A 21,205-nucleotide genomic window follows, 5' to 3' on the forward strand; every position below is an offset into this window, starting at 1 on the left:
TCTCTAACCTTCTAACAGGAGATTAAGGGTTAGAGATGGAAGCGTCAACCGGTCACGTACTCTTGAGGGGTTAGCGGCGGGGCGGCGGGAAGGTGTGGGGACATGACGGCGGCGGACCCACGACCCCTGACCGGGGAGCCGGTCGCCCTCGACCTGCTGAACACCCGATGGGCCGGCGAGGGCGGTCCGCTCGACCTCTTCGCGGGAGCCGCCGGGCTGTCCCGGGTCGAAGGGCTCGCCGTCTGGCTGGAGAGCACCGGCCTGGACGGCCGCTTCCGGGCCGACGCCCCGACCCTCGTCCACCTGCTGACCGCCCGCGAGGCCCTGGCCCGCGCGGTCGCCGACCCGGCCGACGGGAGCGCCCGGGCCCTGGTCGACGCGGTGCTGGAGCACGGCCGGATCCGGCCCACCCTGACCGCCGAAGGCCCGGGCGAGCGGGCCGAGTTCGACGATCCGACCTGGGGTCCGGCCTGGACGGCCGCCCGGAACTACCTGGAACTGCTGGACTCCGCCCCCGGCCGGATCCGCAAGTGCGCCTCCGAGAGCTGCGTGCTGCACTTCCACGACGTCTCGCGCAACGGCACCCGGCGCTGGTGCTCGATGGCCGCCTGCGGAAACCGGGCGAAAGCCTCTCGCCATTACGCGCGCACGCGCGAGCGCTGAAAGCTCAAGAATTGTCACACCCGATCCGGCGCGGGGCGCTGCACCGCCCCTGACGCACCATCGGAAAGTCTACAAATCTACTCTCCAGCCCGTTGGGTCGTCCCGGTCTGCCCCGGTACGGCCCCGCTGGCGCATGCTCCGCGGTGGCGAGAGTCCGCCATGGCAGGTCTCGGTCAATGACAACTCTCCCCAAAGACCTTGCTCTTGCGCAAAGCTGACCGGTCATCCGGCACCGAAATCCGGACCATTTCTTCCACTGACCAGGGATGCAGATGACCCTCGAATCCCCCAGCTCCATACCCGGGGCCAGACGCGCCGTGCGCGTCGCGGCCGCGGCCGGCCTGGTGGCCGCCCTCGCGGCCACCGGCTCCGCGCCCGTCTTCGCGGCCACCGGCACGGACACCCCGGGCGCCACGGCGGCCGTGAAGTCCGCTGACCAGAAGCTCGGTTCGGCCGACGCCGAGCTGCTCCAGGCGGCCAAGTCCAAGGGCGACGCGACCGTCACCGTGATGGTCGCGACCGCCCCCGGCCAGACCAAGCAGGTGGCCGACCAGCTCGACGCCGTCCAGGGCGCCTCGGTGGGCCAGACGTACGACAAGCTCGGCTACGTCCGTGCCACCCTGCCCACCGCCAAGGCGGAGGCCGCGCTGAAGGCGGCCGCCAAGCTGTCCTCGGTGCACGGCATCGACCTGCGGCACGAGATCCAGCTGCCGGACCCGCGGCCCGACGCCCACAGCGCCTCGGACGCGGGCAGGAAGACCGCGGCCGAGACCTACGCGGCGCCGGACGAGAACACCCCGGCGAAGAACCCGTACAACCCGTCCTTCGAGACCGGCGCGGTCGACTTCGTCGAGAAGAACCCGCAGGCCGACGGCCGTGGCGTGACCATCGGCATCATGGACTCGGGCGTCGACCTCGGCCACCCGGCCCTGCAGAAGACCACCACCGGCGAGCGCAAGATCGTCGACTGGGTCACGGCGACCGACCCGATCGCCGACGGTGACGGCACCTGGCGCGCGCAGATCACCCCGGTCACCACCGCGGGCGGCGGCTTCACCGCCGGCGGGGCGAGCTGGAAGGCCCCCGAGGGCACCTTCCAGTGGAGCCGGTTCAGCGAGTCGATCACCGCCAACGGCGACATGAAGGGCGACGTCAACCGGGACGGGGACACCACCGACCGGTTCGGCATGCTCTACGACGTCGCCTCCGGCACCGTCCGCGTCGACACCGACCAGGACAGCGACTTCACGAACAACGAGCCGATGAAGCCGTACAAGGACGGCTACCAGATCGGCTACTTCGGCACGGACAACCCGGCGACCGAGGTCGCCGAGCGCATCCCGTTCGTGATCGAGATCCGCAAGGACGTCCCGATGGACCCGCTGGGTGGTGACTGGGTCGGCAAGAAGGCCGACTTCGTCAACATCGGCATCATCGAGTCCGAGCACGGCACGCACGTCGCCGGCATCACCGCCGCCAACAGCCTCTTCGGCGGCAAGATGAACGGCGAGGCGCCCGGCGCCAAGCTCGTCTCCTCGCGCGCCTGCTCCTGGTCCGGCGGCTGCACCAACATCGCGCTGACCGAGGGCATGATCGACCTCGTCGTGAACCGCGGCGTCGACATCGTCAACATGTCGATCGGCGGCCTCCCGGCGCTGAACGACGGCAACAACGCGCGGTCCGAGCTCTACAAGAACCTCATCGACACCTACGGTGTCCAGCTCGTCATCTCGGCGGGCAACGAGGGCCCCGGCGTCAACACCATCGGCGACCCCAGCCTCGCGGACAAGGTCGTCTCCGTGGGTGCCGCGGTCTCCAAGGAGACCTGGGCCGCCAACTACGGCTCCGGCGTGGCGAAGAAGTACAACATGTTCCCCTTCTCCTCGCGCGGTCCGCGTGAGGACGGCGGGTTCACGCCGACCATCACCGCCCCCGGCGCGGCCATCAACACCATCCAGACCTGGCTGCCCGGCGCCCCGGTCAAGGAGGCCGGCTACGCGCTCCCGGCCGGTTACGGCATGCTCCAGGGCACCTCGATGTCCTCGCCGCAGGCGGCGGGCGCCAGCGCCCTGCTGATCTCGGCCGCCAAGCAGCACAACATCAAGCTGACCCCGGCCGGCCTGCGCGTGGCGCTCACCAGCACCGCGAAGAAGATCGACGACGTCCCGGCGCACGCCCAGGGCTCCGGTCTGATCGACGTCGTCGGCGCGTGGGAGTCCATCCAGGGCGACGCGAAGGCCAACGAGTTCACCGTCAAGGCCCCGGTCGACACCGCGATCGACCAGTTCCTGAAGACCCCGGGCTTCGGCACCGGCCTGTACGACCGCGAGGGCGGTCTCAAGGTCGGCCAGAAGAAGGTCTACAACGTCGTCGTCACCCGCACCACGGGCGTCAAGTACGGCACCCGGCACAACCTGAGCTGGCGCAACAACGACGGCACCTTCAAGGTCATCGGCGGCTACGACTACGTCACCCTGCCGCTGAACAAGCCCGTCACCATCAAGGTCGAGGCCAACGCCAAGTCGGCCGGCGTCCACAGCGGCATCCTGCAGCTGGACGACGAGACCACCGAGGGCATCGACAAGCAGATCCTGGCCACGGTCGTCGCCGCCGCTCCGCTGGCGAAGCCGTCCTTCACGCTGTCGGACACCTCCTCCGTGCAGCGCAACAGCCACAAGTCGTACTTCGTGACCGTCCCGGCGGGCGCCAAGACCCTCGAGGTCGCCCTCGGCGGTCTCGCGGCGGGCAGCCAGACGCGCTTCATCTCGATCCACCCGTACGGCGTGGGCGTCGAGGACAGCGCGACCACCCAGTGCTACCCGAACTACGACAACCCGGCGAACACCTGCCGCCCCGACCTGCGCTCGTACGCCGACCCGCAGCCGGGCGTCTGGGAGATCGAGGTCGAGTCGCGCCGTACGTCGCCGCTCCTCGACAACCCGTTCAAGCTGGACGTCTCCGTGCTCGGCGCGGCCTTCGACCCCGCGGTCAAGGTCCTGCCCGAGGTGAAGCAGGGCACCCCGGCCCCGGTCCAGTGGTCCGTGAAGAACGACGCCGCGGCCATTTCCGGCGGCAAGCTCCAGGGCGGCCCGCTCGGCTCCGCGAAGGTCGCCAAGCCGACCATCGCGAACGGTGAGACCCACACCACCGAGGTCACGATCGGCGAGGGCGTCTCCCGCCTCGACATCGCGATCGGCAAGGTGTCCGACACCGGCGCCGACCTCGACCTCGACGTGTACAAGGACGGCGTCAAGGTCGGCTCCTCCGCCGACGGCGACTCCGAGGAGAGCGTGAGCCTGGTGAACCCGGGCGCGGGCACCTACACCATCGAGGTGTTCGGCTACGCGGTCCCGTCCGGCTCCACCACGTACGACTACCGCGACGTGTACTTCTCGGCCGCCCTGGGCTCCGTCCAGGTCGACGAGACCACCGCGGTGAACCTCGCCAACGGCGCCTCCGCGGCGGTCTCGGCGAACGTCCTGGTCAACGCGGCCGCCCCCGAGGGCCGGCAGTTCTTCGGCCAGGTCCGGCTGCTGAACGCCCGCGGCACCGCCGCCGGCACCGGCAGCGTGCAGATCGAGAAGGTCCTGCCGTAACCCGGTAGGAACGCGAAGACCGGAGGGGCAGCGCTCGTGGTGACGAGCACTGCCCCTCCGGGCTTTCCCCATCCCGCAGGCGGTCAGCCCCGCAGGGAGCTCAGGTCCTGGGCGCAGGTGCCCACCGCGTGGGCGATGACGTCCAGGTTGGTGTCGACGGCCTTGAGGACCAGGACCCCAACCGGCTCCGACCAGGCAAAACGGGCGTTCGGGGGCCTGCCGGCACGCCCGCCACGGACTCGTCGCACGGGTTCACATCCAGGACACCGTCCGTCCCTCGGACAATGGATTGGACAAGGCTCGTGGGGTCGAACGCATGATGGCTTCACGCGCGCCCGCGTCGTACGTACTGAAGGAGTCACCGTGAGGGTCGGAATCGTCGGAGCCACCGGACAGGTCGGCGGAGTCATGCGCGGCATCCTCGCCGAGCGGAAGTTCCCGGTGGACGAGCTGCGGCTGTTCGCCTCGGCCCGTTCGGCCGGCTCGACCCTCGAGTGGGAGGGCCGGGAGATCACCATCGAGGACGCCTCCACGGCCGACTACTCCGGCCTGGACATCGTGCTCTTCTCCGCGGGCGGCGCCACCTCCAAGGCCCTCGCCGAGAAGGTGGCCGCACAGGGCGCCGTCGTGATCGACAACTCCTCCGCCTGGCGCAAGGACCCCGAGGTCCCCCTCGTCGTCTCCGAGGTCAACCCGCACGCGATCAAGAACCGCCCCAAGGGCATCATCGCGAACCCGAACTGCACCACCATGGCGGCGATGCCGGTGCTGCGCCCGCTGCACGCCGAGGCCGGCCTGTCCGCGCTGGTCGCCACCACCTACCAGGCCGTCTCCGGCTCGGGCCTGGCCGGTGTCGCGGAGCTGCGGACCCAGGCCCGCGCGGTCTCCGAGGCCGCCGACCAGCTGACCTTCGACGGCGGCGCGGTGGACTTCCCGGAGCCGGCGGTCTACAAGCGCCCCATCGCCTACAACGTGGTCCCGCTCGCGGGCTCGATCGTCGACGACGGCTCCTTCGAGACCGACGAGGAGCAGAAGCTGCGCAACGAGTCCCGCAAGATCCTGGAGATCCCGGAGCTCAAGGTCTCCGGCACCTGCGTGCGCGTGCCGGTCTTCTCCGGCCACTCCCTCCAGGTCAACGCCCGCTTCGACCGCCCGATCAGCGTGGAGCGCGCGTACGAGCTGCTGAAGGACGCCCCGGGCGTCGAGCTCTCGGAGATCCCCACCCCCCTGCAGGCCGCGGGCCGCGACGCCTCGTACGTGGGCCGCATCCGCGCCGACGAGACCGTCGAGAACGGCCTCGCGCTGTTCCTGTCGAGCGACAACCTGCGCAAGGGCGCGGCCCTGAACGCGGTCCAGATCGCCGAGCTCGTGGCCGAGGAGCTGCGCGGCTGATCCCGCTCGCGACGGCGCAAGGGGCGGCACCGCGGCGGTGCCGCCCCTTCCCGCATCGGGGTCTGTCGCGCGGCAGGTGCCGGCGCGTGTCAGGGGCGGCCTCGGGCCGGGGCCGGCGCACTTCGGACCACGAGCCCGGGTGCGGCCGGCATCTCCGGGCGGGGCCGGGGCCCGGCGTGGAAGGATGGGCCGGAACGTCACCATCGAAGGAGATGACCGCGTGCCAGGCACGAATCTCACCCGTGAAGAGGCCCAGCAGCGCGCGAAGCTGCTCACCGTCGACTCGTACGAGGTCGAACTCGATCTCAGCGGCGCGCAGGAGGGCGGTACCTACCCCTCCGTGACCACCGTGCGCTTCCAGTCGGCCGAGGCCGGGGCCGAGACCTTCATCGACCTGGTCGCCCCGGCCGTGCACGAGGTGGTCCTGAACGGCAAGGCGCTGGATGTCGCCGCCGTGTTCCGGGACTCGCGCATCGCCCTCAAGCACCTGGCGGCCGGGCCCAACGAGCTGCGGGTCGTCGCGGACTGCGCCTACACCAACACCGGCGAGGGCCTGCACCGGTTCGTCGACCCGGTGGACCAGCAGGCTTATCTGTACACCCAGTTCGAGGTGCCGGACGCGCGGCGGGTCTTCGCCAGCTTCGAGCAGCCCGACCTGAAGGCCACGTTCCAGTTCACCGTGACGGCCCCCGAGGGCTGGACGGTCATCTCGAACTCCCCGACCCCGGAGCCCAAGGACCGGGTGTGGGTGTTCGAGCCGACCCCGCGCATCTCCTCGTACATCACCGCGCTGATCGTCGGCCCGTACCACGCGGTGCACAGCTCCTACGAGGGCCCGGACGGGCAGTCCGTGCCGCTCGGCATCTACTGCCGGCCCTCGCTCGCCGAGTTCCTCGACGCGGACGCGATCTTCGAGGTCACCCGGCAGGGCTTCGACTGGTTCCAGGAGAAGTTCGCCTACGCCTACCCGTTCGCCAAGTACGACCAGCTCTTCGTCCCGGAGTTCAACGCGGGCGCCATGGAGAACGCGGGCGCGGTCACCATCCGCGACCAGTACGTCTTCCGCTCGAAGGTGACGGACGCGGCGTACGAGACGCGCGCCGAGACCATCCTGCACGAGCTCGCGCACATGTGGTTCGGCGACCTGGTCACCATGGAGTGGTGGAACGACCTGTGGCTGAACGAGTCGTTCGCCACCTACACCTCGATCGCCTGCCAGGCGGACGCCGAGGGCTCGAAGTGGCCGCACGCGTGGACCACGTTCGCCAACTCCATGAAGACCTGGGCGTACCGGCAGGACCAGCTGCCGTCCACGCACCCGATCATGGCGGACATCCGCGACCTCGACGACGTGATGGTCAACTTCGACGGGATCACGTACGCCAAGGGCGCCTCGGTGCTCAAGCAGCTCGTCGCCTACGTCGGCACGGACGCCTTCTTCAAGGGCGTGCAGGCGTACTTCAAGGCGCACGCCTTCGGCAACACGCGCCTGTCCGACCTGCTGGGCGCCCTGGAGGAGACCTCGGGCCGCGATCTGACCGCCTGGTCGAAGGCGTGGCTGGAGACCGCGGGCATCAACATCCTCCGTCCGGAGATCGAGGCGGACGCGAGCGGCACGGTCACCGCCTTCGCCATCCGCCAGGAGGCCCCGGCGCTCCCGGCGGGCGCCAAGGGCGAGCCCCTCCTGCGCCCGCACCGCATCGCGGTCGGCCTGTACGAGCTCCAGGGCGGCGGCCTCGTGCGCACCGACCGGATCGAGCTGGACATCGAGGGCGCGCTGACGGCGGTGCCGGAGCTGGTGGGCCGTACCCGCCCGGCCGTCGTGCTGCTGAACGACGACGACCTGTCGTACGCGAAGGTCCGCCTGGACGAGGTCTCCCTCGCCAACGTCACCGCGCACCTGGGCGACTTCGCGGAGTCCCTGCCGCGGGCGCTGTGCTGGGCCTCGGCCTGGGACATGACGCGGGACGGCGAGCTGGCAACCCGCGACTACCTCGCGCTGGTGCTGTCCGGCATCGGCAAGGAGACCGACATCGGCGTCGTCCAGACGCTGCAGCGCCAGGTGAAGCTGGCCGTCGACCTGTACGCCGACCCTGCCTGGCGCGCGGAGGGCCTGGCGATCTGGACCGGGGCCGCGCTGGAGCACCTGCGTGCGGCCGCGCCGGGCAGCGACCACCAGCTGGCGTGGGCACGCTCGTTCGCGGCCACGGCCCGTACCGAGGAGCAGCTGGCCTACCTGTCGGCGCTGCTCGACGGCTCGGCCGTGCTCGAGGGCCTGGCCGTCGACACGGAGCTGCGCTGGACGTTCCTCGAGCGGCTGGTCGCCACGGGCGTCGCCGGTGAGGAGGCCATCGCGGCGGAGCTGCGGCAGGACTCCACGGCGGCCGGCGAGCGCCACGCGGCGACCTGCCGGGCGGCGCGCCCGTCGGCGGAGGCCAAGGCCGCGGCGTGGGCCTCGGTCGTCGAGGCCGACGACCTGCCGAACGCGGTGCAGGAGGCGGTCATCGGGGGCTTCGTACAAGCCGACCAGCGCGAGCTGCTGGCGCCGTACGGCGAGAAGTACTTCGCCGTCGTCAAGCAGGTCTGGGACACCCGCAGCCACGAGATCGCCCAGCAGATCGCGGTGGGCCTCTACCCGGCGCTGGCGGTGTCCCCGGCCACCCTGGCCGCGACGGACGCCTGGCTGGCCTCGGCCGAGCCGAACGCGGCCCTGCGCCGCCTGGTCTCGGAATCGCGCGCGGGCGTCGAGCGCGCCTTGAAGGCCCAGGCGGCGGATGCCGCTGCCGCTCAGGCGTAAGGGGCTTCCCCGGGGCGGCGCCCGCACTCCGCGTGCGGCGCCGCCCCATGGCCCGGGCCGGCCCGTACCGGGGCGCGGCCCGAAGACCTGGGTCTCCGCCCAGACCGCGCGCCTCGAACGCCGGCGGGGCTGGGTTGTGCGCGGCGGGGCTCAGCGGCGGTCCGGCTCGGCCGCGGCCCGCAGGGCCGACAAGGCGTGGGCCACCGCGGGCGCGGACTCCGCGCCCCGGCGGACGGCCGCGATCACGTGCCGGGTCGGGCGGTCGTGGGCGAGGACGCGGACGGCGACGCCGGAGGCCCGGCTCGAGACCATGCGCGGTACGAGCGCCACCCCCATCCCGGCCTCCACCATGGCCAGGATCGCGGTCCACCCGGACGCCGAGTGCGCCTGCTCCGGCACGAACCCCGCCGCCTCGCACGCCCCCACGGCGATCTCCGACCAGGGCCCGCTGCCCCCGTAGATCCAGGGGTCACCGGACAGGTCCGCCAACCGCAGGTCCGGCGCGTCCGCCAGCGGATGGCCCGGCGGGAGGGCCACGTCCAAGGGGTCCTCCAGCAGCGTCACCCGGGTGAACCGGCGGTCCCGCGCGGTCGGCGCGTGCGCCGCCAGGGACAGCGCCAGGTCCACGCCTCCGGCCGACAGCAGCTCGTACGCCTCCGCCGCCTCCGTCTCGCGGACCCGGACCTCCACCCCCGGACGGGTCCGTCGCAGTATCGCCACCGCCGGGACCACCAGCGCGGGCACGGCGGTGGAGAAGGCTCCGATCCGCACCTCGCCCGCGTCCCCGGCCAGATACCCGGCCAGCTCCGCGTCGGCCCGCTCCAGCTCGGCGAAGACCGCCTCGGCGTGCCGCAGTACGAGGTGCGCGGCGTCCGTGAGCCGGACCCGGCGGCCCTGCGCCTCCAGCAGGGTCACCCCCAGCTGCCGGGCGAGGTTCGTCAGCTGCTGCGAAACGGCCGAGGGCGTCATGTGCAGCGCCTCGGCCGTCGCGGTCACGGTCCCCTGCTCGGCGAGGGTCCGCAGGATCCGCAGCTTCTTGATGTCCCACTCGGTCATGGGGCCGAACCTACCGCCGGGACCCCAGTGCCACGCCGCCCAGGATCAGCGCCATGCAGAGCAGCTGCGCCGGTCCGGTCCGCTCGCCCAGCAGCAGCAGGCCGAGGCCCGCGACGCACACCGGCTGGAGGTAGTAGACGACTCCGGCGCGGGCGGCCCCGATGACCGAGATCGCCTTGTTCCAGGCGAAGAAGGCGACGGCCGAGGAGAAAACCCCGACGTACAGCAGCGGTCCGGCCGTGCCGGCGGTGACCTCGAAGCCGCCCTGGACGGCGACGGAGACCGCGTAGGCGGGAGCCAGCATCAGCGCGCCGAGGACGAAGGTGGTGATCAGAAAGGCCAGGCCGCCCAGTTCGGCGGGCTTGCGCTTGAGCAGGGCGCTGTAGCTCGCGAAGGACAGGGCCGCGCCGAACATCCACAGGTCGCCGGCGCCGAAGTCGAAGCCGAGGGAGCCGTCGCCGACGAGCAGCAGCACGCCGAAGGCGGCCAGCAGCAGTCCGAAGGTCCGCCGGGCGCCGAGCCGTTCGCCGCCGAGCCGGGCGTAGAGGGCCATGATGACCGGCGAAGCGGCCATGATCATGCCCATGTTGGAGGCGGAGGTGGTCAGTCCGGCCTGGTGGACGAGGGTGTTGTAGAGGGCGACGCCGAACAGCGTGGCGAGGGAGACGAAGCCGAGGTGCCTGCGGATCAGGGCCCGCTGCTGCCAGGCCTGGCGGGCGGCGAAGGGGGCGACCGCGAGGGCGGCGATGATCCAGCGCCAGAAGACGGCCTGGACGGGCGGCACGCTGTCGGCCATGTCCCGGGTGGCGACGAAGCTGCCGGACCAGACGACCGTCGCGAGCAGGGCGAGGAGCACGCCGAGTCCTGCGGCGCCCTTCTTCCCCGCGGCTGTGGGCGTGCCCTGTTCGACGGTACGGACGCGGTCCATGACGGCCACTGTGTGTCTCCCCCTCGGGGTCGGGATGCTGTGTCGTGGGAACTACCGTCGCACCCGCCCATCACCCAGGTCCATCGAAATGTTTCGATCGATCTGTTCAGTTGAACTGAACGGTTTCGGGGTGCGGGCGACCGCGAGCTGGCCCGCGACGGTGGCTCCGAAGGCGATCGCCATGCCCACCAGCTGGACGGGGGTCAGCGCCTGCCCGAGCGCGGCCCAGCCGATGACGGCCGCGGTGAGCGGCGAGAGCGGGCCGAGCAGGGTGACGGAGGTGGCGCTGAGCTTGCCGATCCCGCGGAACCAGAGCCAGTACGCGACACCGGTGTTGATCAGCATCATGTAGCCGTAGCCGAGCAGGGCCCCGCCGTCGAGCGCGGGCGGCGCTCCTTCGACGAGCACGGCGGCCGGGATGATGACCAGCCCGCCGGCGGTGAGCTGCCAGCCGGTCATGGCCAGCGGGCCGACTCCCCGCGGGCGGCCCCACCGCTTGGTCATGACGGTGCCCGCCGCCATGGAGGCGGAGGAGACCACCCCGGCGACCACGCCGGCCAGGTCGAGCCCGGCCTCGGCGGTGAGGACGACCATGCTCACGCCGAACGCGCCCGCGACGGCGGCGAGCACGGTGCGCAGGCTCGCCCGCTCCCCGAGGAGCAGGGCGGCGAGTCCCACGACGAACAGCGGTCCGGCGGCGCCCAGTACGGCCGCGACACCGCCGGGGAGCCGGTAGGCGGAGAGGAACAGCAGCGGGAAGAAGGCGCCGATGTTGAGGGTGCCGAGGACGAAGGACTTCCACCACCACGCACCCGTCGGGAGCGTACGGGCCAGGGCGGTCAGCAGCAGCCCCGCGGGCAGCGCCCGCATCACCCCGGTGAACAGGGGCCGGTCGGGCGGCAGCAGTTCGGTGGCGACGGCGTAGGTCGAGCCCCAGGAGATCGGGGCGAGGGCGGTCAGGGCGACCGTGGCGAGGCGCTTCATGGCAGGTGGCTCCTCGGGAGGGGAGGGTTCAGGCGGCGGTCGGGGCGAGCGGGCGGCCCGGTGTCACCGCGGCCGGGGGCTCGGGGTGCACGGCCTGTGCGGGAAGGTGCCGCTCCAGCCGCAGCAGCGCGAGGGCGGCGCCGAGCGCGGCGACGGTCAGGACGGCCCAGGGCAGCCGCCCGTCGACCGAGAGCAGGGCGGTGAACAGGGCCGGGGCGAGCGCCGTGGCCAGCGAGTACGAGAGCTGGTAGGTGGCGAGGTAGCGGCCGCGGACGGCTTCGGGCGCGGCCGAGACCGACAGGGCGCCGCCGGAGGGGCTGTGCACGAGTTCGCCGAGGGTGTAGACGACGACGATGGCCAGCAGCGCGACGAGGGTGGCGCTCTGCCCGGGGCGCAGGGTCCCGAGCACGATCTGCCCGGCGAAGGCGGCGGCGAAGAGCACCGCGCCGAGGGCCGCGGAGCGGGTGCGGCGGGCGCCGGAGCGGCGGACCCGGCCCGCGATGAGGACGCCGGCGCCCGCGCACAGGGCGGTGTTGAGGGTGAAGGCGGCTCCGGTGAGGGAGTCGGGGGCGGCCAGCCAGGTGGAGAGGTAGAGGGGGAAGAGGACGGAGAGGGCCGCGTAGCCCAGCGCGGTGAGGAAGTTGGCGGCGGTGAGGCCGAGGAAGGGCCGGTCCCGCAGGACGGTCCGGTAGCCGGCGGGCGCCTGCCGGGCGGGTCCGGCGGCGAGCGGTGCGGCGTTGGCGGCGCGGAGCGGGCGGACCCGGCTGACGAGCAGTCCGGCGAGGGCGAAGGCCAGCGCGTTGCCCCAGGCGGTGTAGGTGAATCCGCCGGTCCCCCACAGTGCCAGAACCCCGGAGACGAGGAGGGCGCCGGCGCCCATCCCGGCGTTCTGCAGGGCCCGGGTGGAGGCCTGGAGCCGGTCGCGGGCGGAGCCCTGCGCGACCTCCCCGATCAGGGACTGCTGGACGACGCCGAAGGACCGGTCGGCGAGGGCGGTGACGAGGGCGACCGCGGCGAAGGCGGGCAGGGAGCCGGCGAAGGGGTAGAGGGCGAAGCCGGCCGCCCGTATCCCGTAGAGCACCAGGTTGACCTTCTTGGCGCCGAACCGGTCGACGGCCGTGCCCGCCAGGGGCATGAAGACCAGTCCGGCCACTCCCGTGACGGTCAGGACCAGGCCGACCAGGGTGAAGGAGAGGCCGGTGACGTGGTGGAAGAAGACGAGCGAGAAGGGCACGTACATGCCGATCCCGACCGCGCTGATCCCGATGCCGAAGAGCAGGGACCGCTCCCCCTCCACCCGTGCTTCCTTCATGGTTCCCCCCGAGGAGTCGCTTGCTTAAAAGTAGCTTACCGCTGAGCTACTTTCCGTCAAGCAACTTTCTTGCGAACGACCGAGTGGAACCGGATACTCCAGCCATGAAGGAAGAAAAGGTCGAGAAGGACGCCGTCGATGCCATCACCGACCAGTGGTATGCGGTGCGCCCCGAGCTCGACACGGCTCCGATGGCCGTCTTCGGACGCATCTACCGGATCACCAGGGCCATGGGCGACGCGATGGAGCGCGCGTACTCCCGCTTCGGCATCTCGCGCGGGGAGTTCGACGTCGTCGCCACGCTGCGCCGCTCGGGCGCCCCGTACACCCTCTCGCCGCGCCAGCTGTCGGCCACGCTCATGCTCACCACCGGCGGTATGACGGGGCGGCTGGACAAACTGGAGAAGGCCGGGCTGCTGTGCCGCAAGCCCGACCCGCACGACCGGCGCGGCCTCCAGGTCACCATCACCGACCGGGGCCTCGCGCTCGTCGACGAGGCCGTCACCGCGGGCCTGGAGGTGCAGCGCGCCGCGCTGCGGGGGCTGAGCGAGGAGGAGACCGCGCTCCTCACCGGCCTGCTCCGCAAGCTGCTGGCCGGAGTCTGAGGACACGCCAAGGCGCCGAGGGTCGCCATCCGGCCGCGGTCAGCGGCCGTGCGGACCCCCGGCGCCCGGGAAGTCGTGCGGTACCGGCCCCGTCGGGACCGGACCGGATCAGCTCTGCTGCTGCTTGCGCGACTTGTCGCCGACCATCACGAGGCCCGTGATGACCAGGAACAGAACGATCGGGGCGGCCACGAACAGGCCGAGCGTCTCGCCGATGCTCAGGCCCGGACCCGGGTCGTCGCCGTCGTCGCGGGTCAGCGCCAGGGCGGGAGACGTCATCAGCAGCATCATCAGCGTCGTTCCGGCCGTGACGGCGCCGGCGCGCAGAGCGTTCTTCTTGTCCACGGTGCAAACGTAGCGAACGTCCGAACGGCCCGCGCGCCCGGGGTGCCGTACGGGGTCACCCGCGCTCGGCGAGCCCCTCCCGCACCGCGTCCAGCAGGGCCTTCGCCCGCGGCGAGGCGGTCAGCTCCTCCAGGGTCAGCGGCCGCCCCGAGGCATCGGCGACCGGGAGCCGCCAGTTGGGGTACTGGTCCCACGTCCCCGGCAGGTTCTGCGGCCTCCGGTCCCCCACCGCGTCCGGCAGCCAGACGCCGACCAGCCGGGCGGGGGTGCGCAGCAGGAAGGCGTACAGGGCCCGTACGGCGGCCTCCTCGCCCTTGGCGTCCAGCCCGAGGCGGTCCAGTACGGCCAGCCACTCGGCGGTGTCGGCCGCGTCCTCCTCCCGCTCCCGCTCCACCGGGCGGGTCAGCAGACCCAGCCGGTCGCGCAGTTCCACGTGCCCGCCCGCCAGCTTGGCGGCCGTCGGCGGCAGGTCGTGGGTGGTGGCGGTGGCCAGGCAGTCGGCCCGCCAGTCCTCGGGCGGGAGTGGGCTGCCGTCGCCCGCCCAGTCCCGCTCGAACCACAGCACCGAGGTCCCGAGCACCCCGCGCCGGGCGAGGGCCTCGCGCACCCGCGGCTCCACCGTCCCGAGGTCCTCCCCGATGACCAGGGCGCCGGCGCGGTGGGCCTCCAGCACCAGGATCGCCAGCATGGCCTCGCCGTCGTAGCCGACGTACGCGCCCTCGGCGGGCGGGCTGCCCTCCGGGATCCACCAGAGCCGGAACAGGCCCATGACGTGGTCGATCCGCAGCGCCCCGGCGTAGGTGAACACCCCGCGCAGCAGGGCCCGGAAGGGGGCGTAGCCGTTGGCCGCGAGCCGGTCCGGGCGCCACGGGGGCAGGCCCCAGTCCTGGCCGCGGGCGTTGAAGGCGTCCGGCGGTGCGCCGACGGAGATCCGGGGGGCGTGGAAGGGGCCGGTACGGGCGTCCGAGCCGTCGGGGTGCACCCCGACGGCCAGGTCGTGCACGATGCCCACGGCCATCCCGGCCTCGCGGGCGGCCCGCTGGGCGGCGGCGAGCTGGGTGTCGGTCAGCCAGACCAGCCAGCGGTGGAAGTCGATCCGCTCGTCGGGATCCTCCCCGGCCGCGGCGGCGCACCAGGCGGCGTGCCGGTTCAGGGCGGGGCCCTGCCCGGCGCGGAACTCCTCGTAGGCGGCCTCCCTTTCGGGGGTGCGCGGGACGGCGTACAGCAGCTCCAGGGCGCGGCGCTTGAGGTCCCAGACGGCGTCCCGGTCGATCAGCGCGCCCTTCTCCAGGACCTCCCGGCGCAGCTCCCCGCCCCGGGCGGCGAGCGCGGCGAGGGCCTCGCGCTCGGGGCAGCGGGCGTACTCCGGCACGTCCTCGACGCGCAGGTGGACCGGGTCCGGGAAGCGGCGCGAGGAGGGGCGGTAGGGGGAGGGGTCGGTCGGAGTGCCGGGTACGGCCGCGTGCAGCGGGTTGACCTGGATGAACCCGGCGCCGTGGGTCCGCCCGGCCCAGCGGGCGAGCTCCGCCAGGTCACCGAGGTCGCCCATGCCCCAGGAGCGCTCCGACAGGAGGGAGTACAGCTGGACGAGCAGCCCGTGGGCCCGTTCGGGCGCGGCGGGGGCCCGGTCCGGGGCGACGATCAGGGTGGCCGCGGCGGTGCGCCCGTCGGGCAGGGCGGCCGTGATCCGGTGCACGCCCAGGGGCAGCGCACCGGGCAGCGGCCCGGCGGAGCCGGTCGCCCACGCGGTGGCCTGCCGCGGGGCCTCCTCGGGCTCGAGGCGCAGCCGGGTCCCGGCGGGCAGCGCGGCCAGCGCCGCGGGCGGCGGCCCGCCCTGCCAGTGCACCAGCACGGGCGGCAGCACCCGGGCCGCCGCCTCCCGCTCGGCGGCCGCCAGGCACGCGCGGACGTCCTCGGGGGTGCGGGCGGGCACGCCGAGGGCCCCGAGCACGGTGGTGACCGTGTCCTGCGGCACCTGGACGGTGACGTCCGCGGCGGGCTGGTAGGCGGTGGCGATGCCGTGCAGGGCCGCGAGCCGGGCCAGGTCGTCCATCGACGGGCACTCCTTAGGGCGGGCAGGACATGAGAGGCGATCAGAAGCGCGGCGCGGAAGGGCGGTACGCCGCGCGGACAACCGGAGGGGAACACCGCAGGAGACAACGGCGGGACCGGCCGAAGGGGAACGAACGCGGGGGAACACCGCAGCCTTACCCACTCGGAGGCATCGCATTCCTGGCGTATACCGGTCAGATCGCCCGCCCGCGTTGACACTCCAGCCGCACGAATGGTGGGCTCGGGCTCATTCGTACGAGCGGGGGACGTCTCGGGACGGGGAGGCTCTGTGCAGCTCAGGGGCAGGAAGCGGGCGGCGGCCGCCGCCGTCGCGGTGATCGGGTCGCTGCTGGGCGGGGCCGTCGCGGCCGCCCCGCGCGGGGCCTTCGCGGTGCCTTCCGTACCCGGCGCGCCGGGCACCCCGGCCGCGGACCCGGCGGCCGGTGCCGCGGGCGGGCCCGGGCTGGCCCCCCGGGCCGACGCCCCGCGCGGGCCCGCCGAGGGCCCGGCCGTGTGGCCCCGGCCGCAGTCGATGGCCGCCGACGCGGCGCGCGAGGTGCCGTTGGGGGCGGAGGCCGTACTGGTGGCCCCGTCCGACGCCGATCCGTACGCGGTCCGGGTGGTGCGGGACGCCCTGCGCGCGGCGGGCGTACGGACCCTGCACGAGCGGGCCCCCGGGGCGCCGCTGCCCGGCAAGGGCACGGTCATCCGGCTCCAGGGCCCGGACGCCCAGGAGGCGCTGCGGGCGCTGGGCGCGGCCGAGGCCGGCGACCTGCCGGACGGCGGCTACCGGCTGGCCGTGGGGCGGCCCGGCGGCCGCGACACCGTCGCGCTGGCCGGCACCGGGGAGGACGGCCTGTTCCACGCGGCGCAGACGCTGCGCGCGGTGCTGGCCGGCGGCGGGGCGAAGGTGCCCGGCGTGCTGGTGCGGGACTGGCCCGCCGCGCCCGTACGGGGGATCGCGGAGGCGTTCTACGGGCAGCCCTGGACGCACGAACAGCGGCTGGCACAGCTGGACTTCATGGGCCGCACCAAGCAGAACCGGCTGCTGCTCGCGCCCGGCGACGACCGCTACCGGACCACGGCCTGGCGCCAGGACTACCCGCGCGAGCAGCAGGAGGAGTTCCGGGCGCTCGCGGAGCGGGCCCGCGCCAACCGGGTGGTGCTGGGCTGGGCGGTGACGCCCGGCCAGTCGATGTGCCTGTCCTCGGCAGCGGACCGGGCGGCGCTCGCGCGCAAGCTGGACGCGATGTGGGAGCTGGGATTGCGCGCCTTCCAAGTGCAGTTCCAGGACGTCAGTTACACCGAGTGGGGCTGCGAGGAGGACCGGGAGCGGTTCGGGAAGGGCCCGAAGGCCGCCGCGAGGGCGCACGCCGAGGTCGCGGGCGGGCTGGCGGCGCACCTGGCCGCGCGGCATCCGGGGGCGGCCCCGCTGTCGCTGCTGCCGACGGAGTTCTACCAGGAGGGCGCCACCGACTACCGGACCGCGCTCGCGGGCGCGTTGGACCCCCGGGTGGAGGTGGCCTGGACGGGGGTGGGGGTGGTACCGCGCACGATCACCGGCAAGGAGCTCGCGGGGGCGCGCTCGGCACTCGGCCATCCGCTGGTCCTCATGGACAACTACCCGGTGAACGACTGGGACCCGGGGCGGATCTTCCTCGGCCCGTACACGGGCCGCGAACCGGCCGTCGCGGGCGGTTCGGCGGCCCTGCTGGCCAACGCCATGCCGCAGGGCACCCTGTCGCGCATCCTGCTGTTCACGGCGGCGGACTACGCCTGGAACCCGCGCGGTTACCGGCCCGGGGAGTCCTGGGCGGCGGCGGTGCGCGAGCTGGCGGGCCCCGACGCGCACACGCGCGAGGCGGTGGCGGCGCTGGCCGGGAACAGCGCGGCCTCGGGCCTGAAGCAGGAGGAGTCCGCCTACCTGGTGCCGCTGGTCGAGCAGTTCTGGCAGGCCCGCGCGGCGGGCGACCCGGCGGCCGGGACCGGGCTGCGCAAGGCCTTCACCGTCCTGCGCGAGGCACCCGGCCGGCTCCCGGCCCTGGCGGGCGAGGCGGGGCCGTGGCTGGAGCGGCTCTCGCGCTACGGGGCCGCGGGCGAGCTGGCGGTCGACGTCCTGCGGGCCCAGGCCCGCGGGGACGGGACGGCGGCCTGGCAGGCCGCACAGGAGCTGGCCCGCGCCCGGCAGGCGCTGGCCGAGGAGGGCCCGGCCCGGGTGGACCGGGCCGTCCTGGAGCCCTTCCTGGCCAAGGCCGGGGAGGAGGCGGACGCCTGGACCGGGGCCGCCCGGCCGACGGGCGAGGTCATCAAGGACGCGCAGGCCTGGACCGTACGGCTGGACGCGGAGCGCCCGGTGGCCGCGGTGACGGTGATGACGGAGCCGCTGCCCGCCGGGGCCCGGGGCGCAGCGGTGGAGGCCCATGTTCCGGGCGAGGGCTGGCGCAAGGTCGGCGAGGCCGCGCCGTCGGGCTGGACCCAGGTGGACACGGCGGGGCTGCGCGCCGACGCGGTCCGGCTGTCCTGGACGGGGGCCGGGCCGGCGCCGGCCGTGCACCGGGTGGTGCCGTGGCTCGGGGACGGCCCCCGGGCCCGTTTCGAACTGGCGGACGCGGGCGCGGCCGACGCCGAGATCGGCGGCGCCCCGCGGCGGCTCTCGGCGGAGCTGGCCGCCCTGGGCCCCGGCGAGGTCCGCGGGCCGCTGTCGGCGCAACCGCCGCAGGGCATCGAGGTCCGGCTGCCGGCGGCCGCCGTGGCCCCGCGCGGCGGCCGGTCCTCGATCCCGTTCGAGGTCGTGGTCGGTCCGTCCGTCGCGCCGGGCACCTACCGGATCCCGGTGGCCTTCGACGGGGAGACCCGCACGCTGACGGTGCGGGCGGTGCCGCGCACCGGCGGGCCGGACCTGCTGCGGGTCGCGCGGGCGAGTTCCTCGGCGGACGAGACGCGGGGTTTCCCGGCCTCGGCGGCGGTGGACGGCTCCCCGTCCACCCGCTGGTCCTCACCGCCGGTGGACGGCGCCTGGTGGCAGGCGGAACTCCCCGCCCCGGCCCGCGTCGGCCGCCTGGAGCTGCACTGGCAGGACGCGTACCCCTCGGCGTACCGGGTGGAGACCTCGCCGGACGGGAGGACCTGGCACCCGGCCGCCGTCGTCCCCTCCTCGCGGGGCGGCGCCGAGACCGTCCGCCTGGACGCCGCCGGGACCCGCTTCCTGCGCGTGACGTGCGAGCGACGGGCGACGCGCCACGGCTGCTCCCTGTGGTCGGCGGAGGCCTACGCGGTCACGCCGTGACCCGGCGGTTCCGCCGCCGCGCCGGGTGCCGCGCGGGCCGAGCCGCGGGCCGGGTGCCGCACCGTGTGCCGCGCGCCGTGTGCCGCGGTGGCCGGACGCCGCGCGGCGTCCGGTCGGCCCTGCCCGGCGTTCCAGGCGCGGGACGGGCGCGGGGCCGCCGGCTAGGAGGCCGCGACGCCGATGCGCTCCAGCGCGTCCTCGGCCCCGTACGGCTGCAGGTACGGCATCCACCGCGGATCCCGGTGCCCCGTCCCGATGATGCGCCAGGCCAGCCCGGAGGGCGGAGCCGGCTGGTGGCGCAGGCGCCAGCCGAGGTCGACCAGGTGCCGGTCGGCCTTGACGTGGTTGCACCGGCGGCAGGCCGCGACGACGTTGTCCCACACGTGCTGGCCGCCCCGGCTGCGCGGGATGACGTGGTCGACGCTGGTGGCGACGGCACCGCAGTACATGCAGCGGCCGCCGTCCCGCGCGAACAGGGCGCGCCGGGTGAGCGGAACGGGCCCCCGGTAGGGGACCCGCACGAAACGCTTGAGCCGGACCACGCTGGGCGCGGGGACGACTCTGGTCGCGCTGTGCAGATAGGCGCCGGATTCCTCCAGGGAGACCGCTTTGTTCTCCAGGACGAGGACGAGCGCGCGGCGGAGCGGTACGACGCCGAGGGGCTCGTACGACGCGTTGAGGACCAGGACGTGCGGCACGGACTGCCTCCTTGTACGCCGGCGGCGCGTGGCTCGCGCCGGGACGATCTGCTCTCCAGTCTCTCCTTAGGGCTGGTCGAAACGCCACCACGCGCCCGTAACGGGTCCGAGGTGTTTTCAACCACACCCCCGTCATCCCCAGGTGAGTCTGGTCTCTCCCTCGAACACCGCGTCGGGGTGAAGGTAATGCCCCGTTAGTGTGGTTGGTCTGTCCGCATATCCGCCCCCGGGCTTCGGCCGGGGGGACCCCGGCGGACAGACCGCTACTCCTGGAGGTACTCAGCCGTGTCCTGGCCTGCCGCCCTGCTGCCCCTGGCATCCGACTCCCCGGACGCGTCCACGACCATCAAGGAGACGCACGAGAGCGTCACCGAGGCCGCGAGCTTCATCGAGGAGAACTGGGCCACCTGGCTGAGCATCGGCCTGCGCATCCTCCTGATCATGGTGATCGCGGCGGCCCTGCGCTCGGTGGTCCGCAAGGCGCTGACCAAGCTGATAAACCGGATGAACTCCAGCGCCGAGGCGGTCGAGGGCACCGCGCTCGGCGGTCTGCTGGTCAACGCCGAGCGGCGCCGCCAGCGTTCGGAGGCGATCGGTTCGGTGCTCCGTTCGGTCGCCTCGTTCCTGATCCTCGGCACGGCCGCGCTGATGGTCCTGGCCGCCCTGAAGATCGACCTGGCCCCCCTGCTGGCGAGTGCCGGTGTGGCCGGTGTGGCGATCGGTTTCGGCGCCCGGAACCTGGTGACGGACTTCCTGTCCGGAGTGTTCATGATCATGGAGGACCAGTACGGCGTCGGGGACAAGATCGACGCCGGGGTGGCCTCCGGCGAGGTCATAGAGGTCGGCCTGCGGGTGACCAAGCTGCGCGGGGACAACGGCGAGATCTGGTACGTGCGCAACGGCGAGATCAAGCGGATCGGCAACCTCAGCCAGGGCTGGGCGACCGCCATGGTGGACGTGCAGGTCAAGCCGTCGGAGAGCCTGTCGCGGATCCGCGAGGTGGTCCAGCAGGTCGCCGACACCCTGGCGAAGGAGTCCCCGTGGGACGAGCGCCTGTGGGGTCCGGTGGAGGTGCTGGGCCTGGACGAGGTGCTGCTCGCCTCGATGACGGTGAAGGTGTCTGCGAAGACGATGCCCGGCAAGCAGTTCGCGGTGGAGCGGGAGCTGCGCTGGCGGATCAAGGAGGCCTTCGACGCCGCGGGCATCCGCATCGTCGGCGGCATGCCGGCGGACGAGGAGGACGAGTCGGCGGCCGACCCGTCCGCCGCGGTCGCCGCGCCGTCCGCGCTGTCCAACCCGGTCTCCCCGCAGTCCCTGGCCACGGCGCCCATCCCGCCGCCGGCCGGCCCCCGCATCACCAAGTAGCCGCCCCTCGCTCCCTGCCGCTGCCCCGCGTGCCGTCGTCGAAATGACACAGCCGCGGGGCAGCGGCATTGACACGGGTCAAACGGTGATAGGAAACTTACCTAACAGTTCACCTCGGTGAGGGAG

At 73.5% G+C, this 21,205-nt stretch carries 15 protein-coding genes; 7 read left to right on the forward strand and 8 right to left on the reverse strand.

Annotated elements, in window-relative coordinates; translation table 11 throughout:
• Positions 1–102: 102 nt before the first annotated feature.
• Positions 103–663, forward strand: coding sequence for a CGNR zinc finger domain-containing protein (locus tag BGK67_RS13335; protein WP_069920297.1), 561 nt, complete (start codon positions 103–105; stop codon positions 661–663).
• Between the two features lie 272 nt (positions 664–935).
• The gene (locus BGK67_RS13340; RefSeq protein WP_069923831.1) at positions 936–4,259 is read left to right on the forward strand and encodes a S8 family serine peptidase; all 3,324 of its coding nucleotides are present in this window, start codon (positions 936–938) and stop codon (positions 4,257–4,259) included.
• 83 nt (positions 4,260–4,342) lie between these two features.
• Here the strand turns inward: BGK67_RS13340 and BGK67_RS38860 are convergent, their stop codons facing one another.
• Positions 4,343–4,507 carry a hypothetical protein gene (locus BGK67_RS38860; protein ID WP_167739517.1) on the reverse strand — a complete coding sequence of 55 codons (165 nt, stop codon included), beginning with the start codon at positions 4,505–4,507 and terminating at the stop codon, positions 4,343–4,345.
• Between the two features lie 115 nt (positions 4,508–4,622).
• Between BGK67_RS38860 and BGK67_RS13345 the strand changes: the two genes are divergently transcribed.
• Together BGK67_RS13345 and pepN are read left to right on the forward strand one after the other, a co-directional pair.
• Positions 4,623–5,651, forward strand: a complete 1,029-nt coding sequence (locus tag BGK67_RS13345) for an aspartate-semialdehyde dehydrogenase (protein WP_069920298.1) — start codon at positions 4,623–4,625, stop codon at positions 5,649–5,651.
• 220 nt (positions 5,652–5,871) lie between these two features.
• Positions 5,872–8,448: an aminopeptidase N gene (gene pepN, locus BGK67_RS13350; RefSeq protein ID WP_069923832.1), complete on the forward strand. Its 2,577-nt coding sequence runs from the start codon at positions 5,872–5,874 to the stop codon at positions 8,446–8,448.
• Positions 8,449–8,598: 150 nt separating this feature from the next.
• On the opposite strand, the gene BGK67_RS13355 is transcribed toward pepN, so the two are convergent.
• From BGK67_RS13355 to BGK67_RS13370, 4 genes are read right to left on the reverse strand one after another with little or no spacing between them, the layout of a single operon-like run.
• Positions 8,599–9,504 (reverse strand): LysR family transcriptional regulator, encoded by a 906-nt coding sequence (locus BGK67_RS13355; protein WP_069920299.1) that lies wholly within the window; start codon positions 9,502–9,504, stop codon positions 8,599–8,601.
• A gap of 10 nt (positions 9,505–9,514) precedes the next feature.
• Positions 9,515–10,432 (reverse strand): DMT family transporter, encoded by a 918-nt coding sequence (locus BGK67_RS13360; protein ID WP_069923833.1) that lies wholly within the window; start codon positions 10,430–10,432, stop codon positions 9,515–9,517.
• Between the two features lie 51 nt (positions 10,433–10,483).
• Positions 10,484–11,416 carry an EamA family transporter gene (locus BGK67_RS13365; RefSeq protein ID WP_069920300.1) on the reverse strand — a complete coding sequence of 311 codons (933 nt, stop codon included), beginning with the start codon at positions 11,414–11,416 and terminating at the stop codon, positions 10,484–10,486.
• Between the two features lie 28 nt (positions 11,417–11,444).
• Positions 11,445–12,728 carry an MFS transporter gene (locus tag BGK67_RS13370; RefSeq protein ID WP_069920301.1) on the reverse strand — a complete coding sequence of 428 codons (1,284 nt, stop codon included), beginning with the start codon at positions 12,726–12,728 and terminating at the stop codon, positions 11,445–11,447.
• A 104-nt stretch (positions 12,729–12,832) separates the two neighbouring features.
• Between BGK67_RS13370 and BGK67_RS13375 the strand changes: the two genes are divergently transcribed.
• On the forward strand, positions 12,833–13,333 hold the full coding sequence (locus tag BGK67_RS13375) for a MarR family winged helix-turn-helix transcriptional regulator (protein WP_069920302.1): 501 nt from the start codon (positions 12,833–12,835) through the stop codon (positions 13,331–13,333).
• 108 nt (positions 13,334–13,441) lie between these two features.
• Here the strand turns inward: BGK67_RS13375 and BGK67_RS13380 are convergent, their stop codons facing one another.
• Both BGK67_RS13380 and BGK67_RS13385 read right to left on the reverse strand, forming a co-directional pair.
• Positions 13,442–13,678, reverse strand: a complete 237-nt coding sequence (locus BGK67_RS13380; protein ID WP_069920303.1) for a hypothetical protein — start codon at positions 13,676–13,678, stop codon at positions 13,442–13,444.
• 55 nt (positions 13,679–13,733) lie between these two features.
• Complete coding sequence (locus BGK67_RS13385; RefSeq protein WP_069920304.1) at positions 13,734–15,731, reverse strand: 4-alpha-glucanotransferase; 1,998 nt, start codon at positions 15,729–15,731, stop codon at positions 13,734–13,736.
• A 288-nt stretch (positions 15,732–16,019) separates the two neighbouring features.
• On the opposite strand from BGK67_RS13385, the gene BGK67_RS13390 reads away from it, so the two are divergent.
• Entirely contained in the window at positions 16,020–19,016 is a 2,997-nt protein-coding gene (locus BGK67_RS13390) for a glycoside hydrolase family 84 protein (RefSeq protein ID WP_069920305.1), read from the forward strand.
• 161 nt (positions 19,017–19,177) lie between these two features.
• Here the strand turns inward: BGK67_RS13390 and BGK67_RS13395 are convergent, their stop codons facing one another.
• Positions 19,178–19,714 (reverse strand): HNH endonuclease, encoded by a 537-nt coding sequence (locus BGK67_RS13395; protein WP_069920306.1) that lies wholly within the window; start codon positions 19,712–19,714, stop codon positions 19,178–19,180.
• Positions 19,715–20,059: 345 nt separating this feature from the next.
• Here BGK67_RS13395 and BGK67_RS13400 point away from each other — a divergent pair, with 345 nt between their 5' ends.
• Positions 20,060–21,079, forward strand: coding sequence for a mechanosensitive ion channel family protein (locus BGK67_RS13400; RefSeq protein ID WP_244291460.1), 1,020 nt, complete (start codon positions 20,060–20,062; stop codon positions 21,077–21,079).
• The last annotated feature ends 126 nt before the right edge of the window (positions 21,080–21,205 follow it).

The sequence above is a fragment of the Streptomyces subrutilus genome (assembly GCF_001746425.1).
Lineage (GTDB): Bacteria > Actinomycetota > Actinomycetes > Streptomycetales > Streptomycetaceae > Streptomyces > Streptomyces subrutilus_A.

What these genes read in the sequence shown, in the direction of transcription:
- BGK67_RS13370 (WP_069920301.1), bottom strand. Translation starts at nt 12,728, where the DNA reads ATGAAGGAAGCACGGGTGGAGGGGGAGCGGTCCCTGCTCTTCGGCATC.
- BGK67_RS13335 (WP_069920297.1), top strand. Translation starts at nt 103, where the DNA reads ATGACGGCGGCGGACCCACGACCCCTGACCGGGGAGCCGGTCGCCCTC.
- BGK67_RS13360 (WP_069923833.1), bottom strand. Translation starts at nt 10,432, where the DNA reads ATGGACCGCGTCCGTACCGTCGAACAGGGCACGCCCACAGCCGCGGGG.
- BGK67_RS13355 (WP_069920299.1), bottom strand. Translation starts at nt 9,504, where the DNA reads ATGACCGAGTGGGACATCAAGAAGCTGCGGATCCTGCGGACCCTCGCC.
- BGK67_RS13365 (WP_069920300.1), bottom strand. Translation starts at nt 11,416, where the DNA reads ATGAAGCGCCTCGCCACGGTCGCCCTGACCGCCCTCGCCCCGATCTCC.
- BGK67_RS13385 (WP_069920304.1), bottom strand. Translation starts at nt 15,731, where the DNA reads ATGGACGACCTGGCCCGGCTCGCGGCCCTGCACGGCATCGCCACCGCC.
- BGK67_RS13375 (WP_069920302.1), top strand. Translation starts at nt 12,833, where the DNA reads ATGAAGGAAGAAAAGGTCGAGAAGGACGCCGTCGATGCCATCACCGAC.
- BGK67_RS13340 (WP_069923831.1), top strand. Translation starts at nt 936, where the DNA reads ATGACCCTCGAATCCCCCAGCTCCATACCCGGGGCCAGACGCGCCGTG.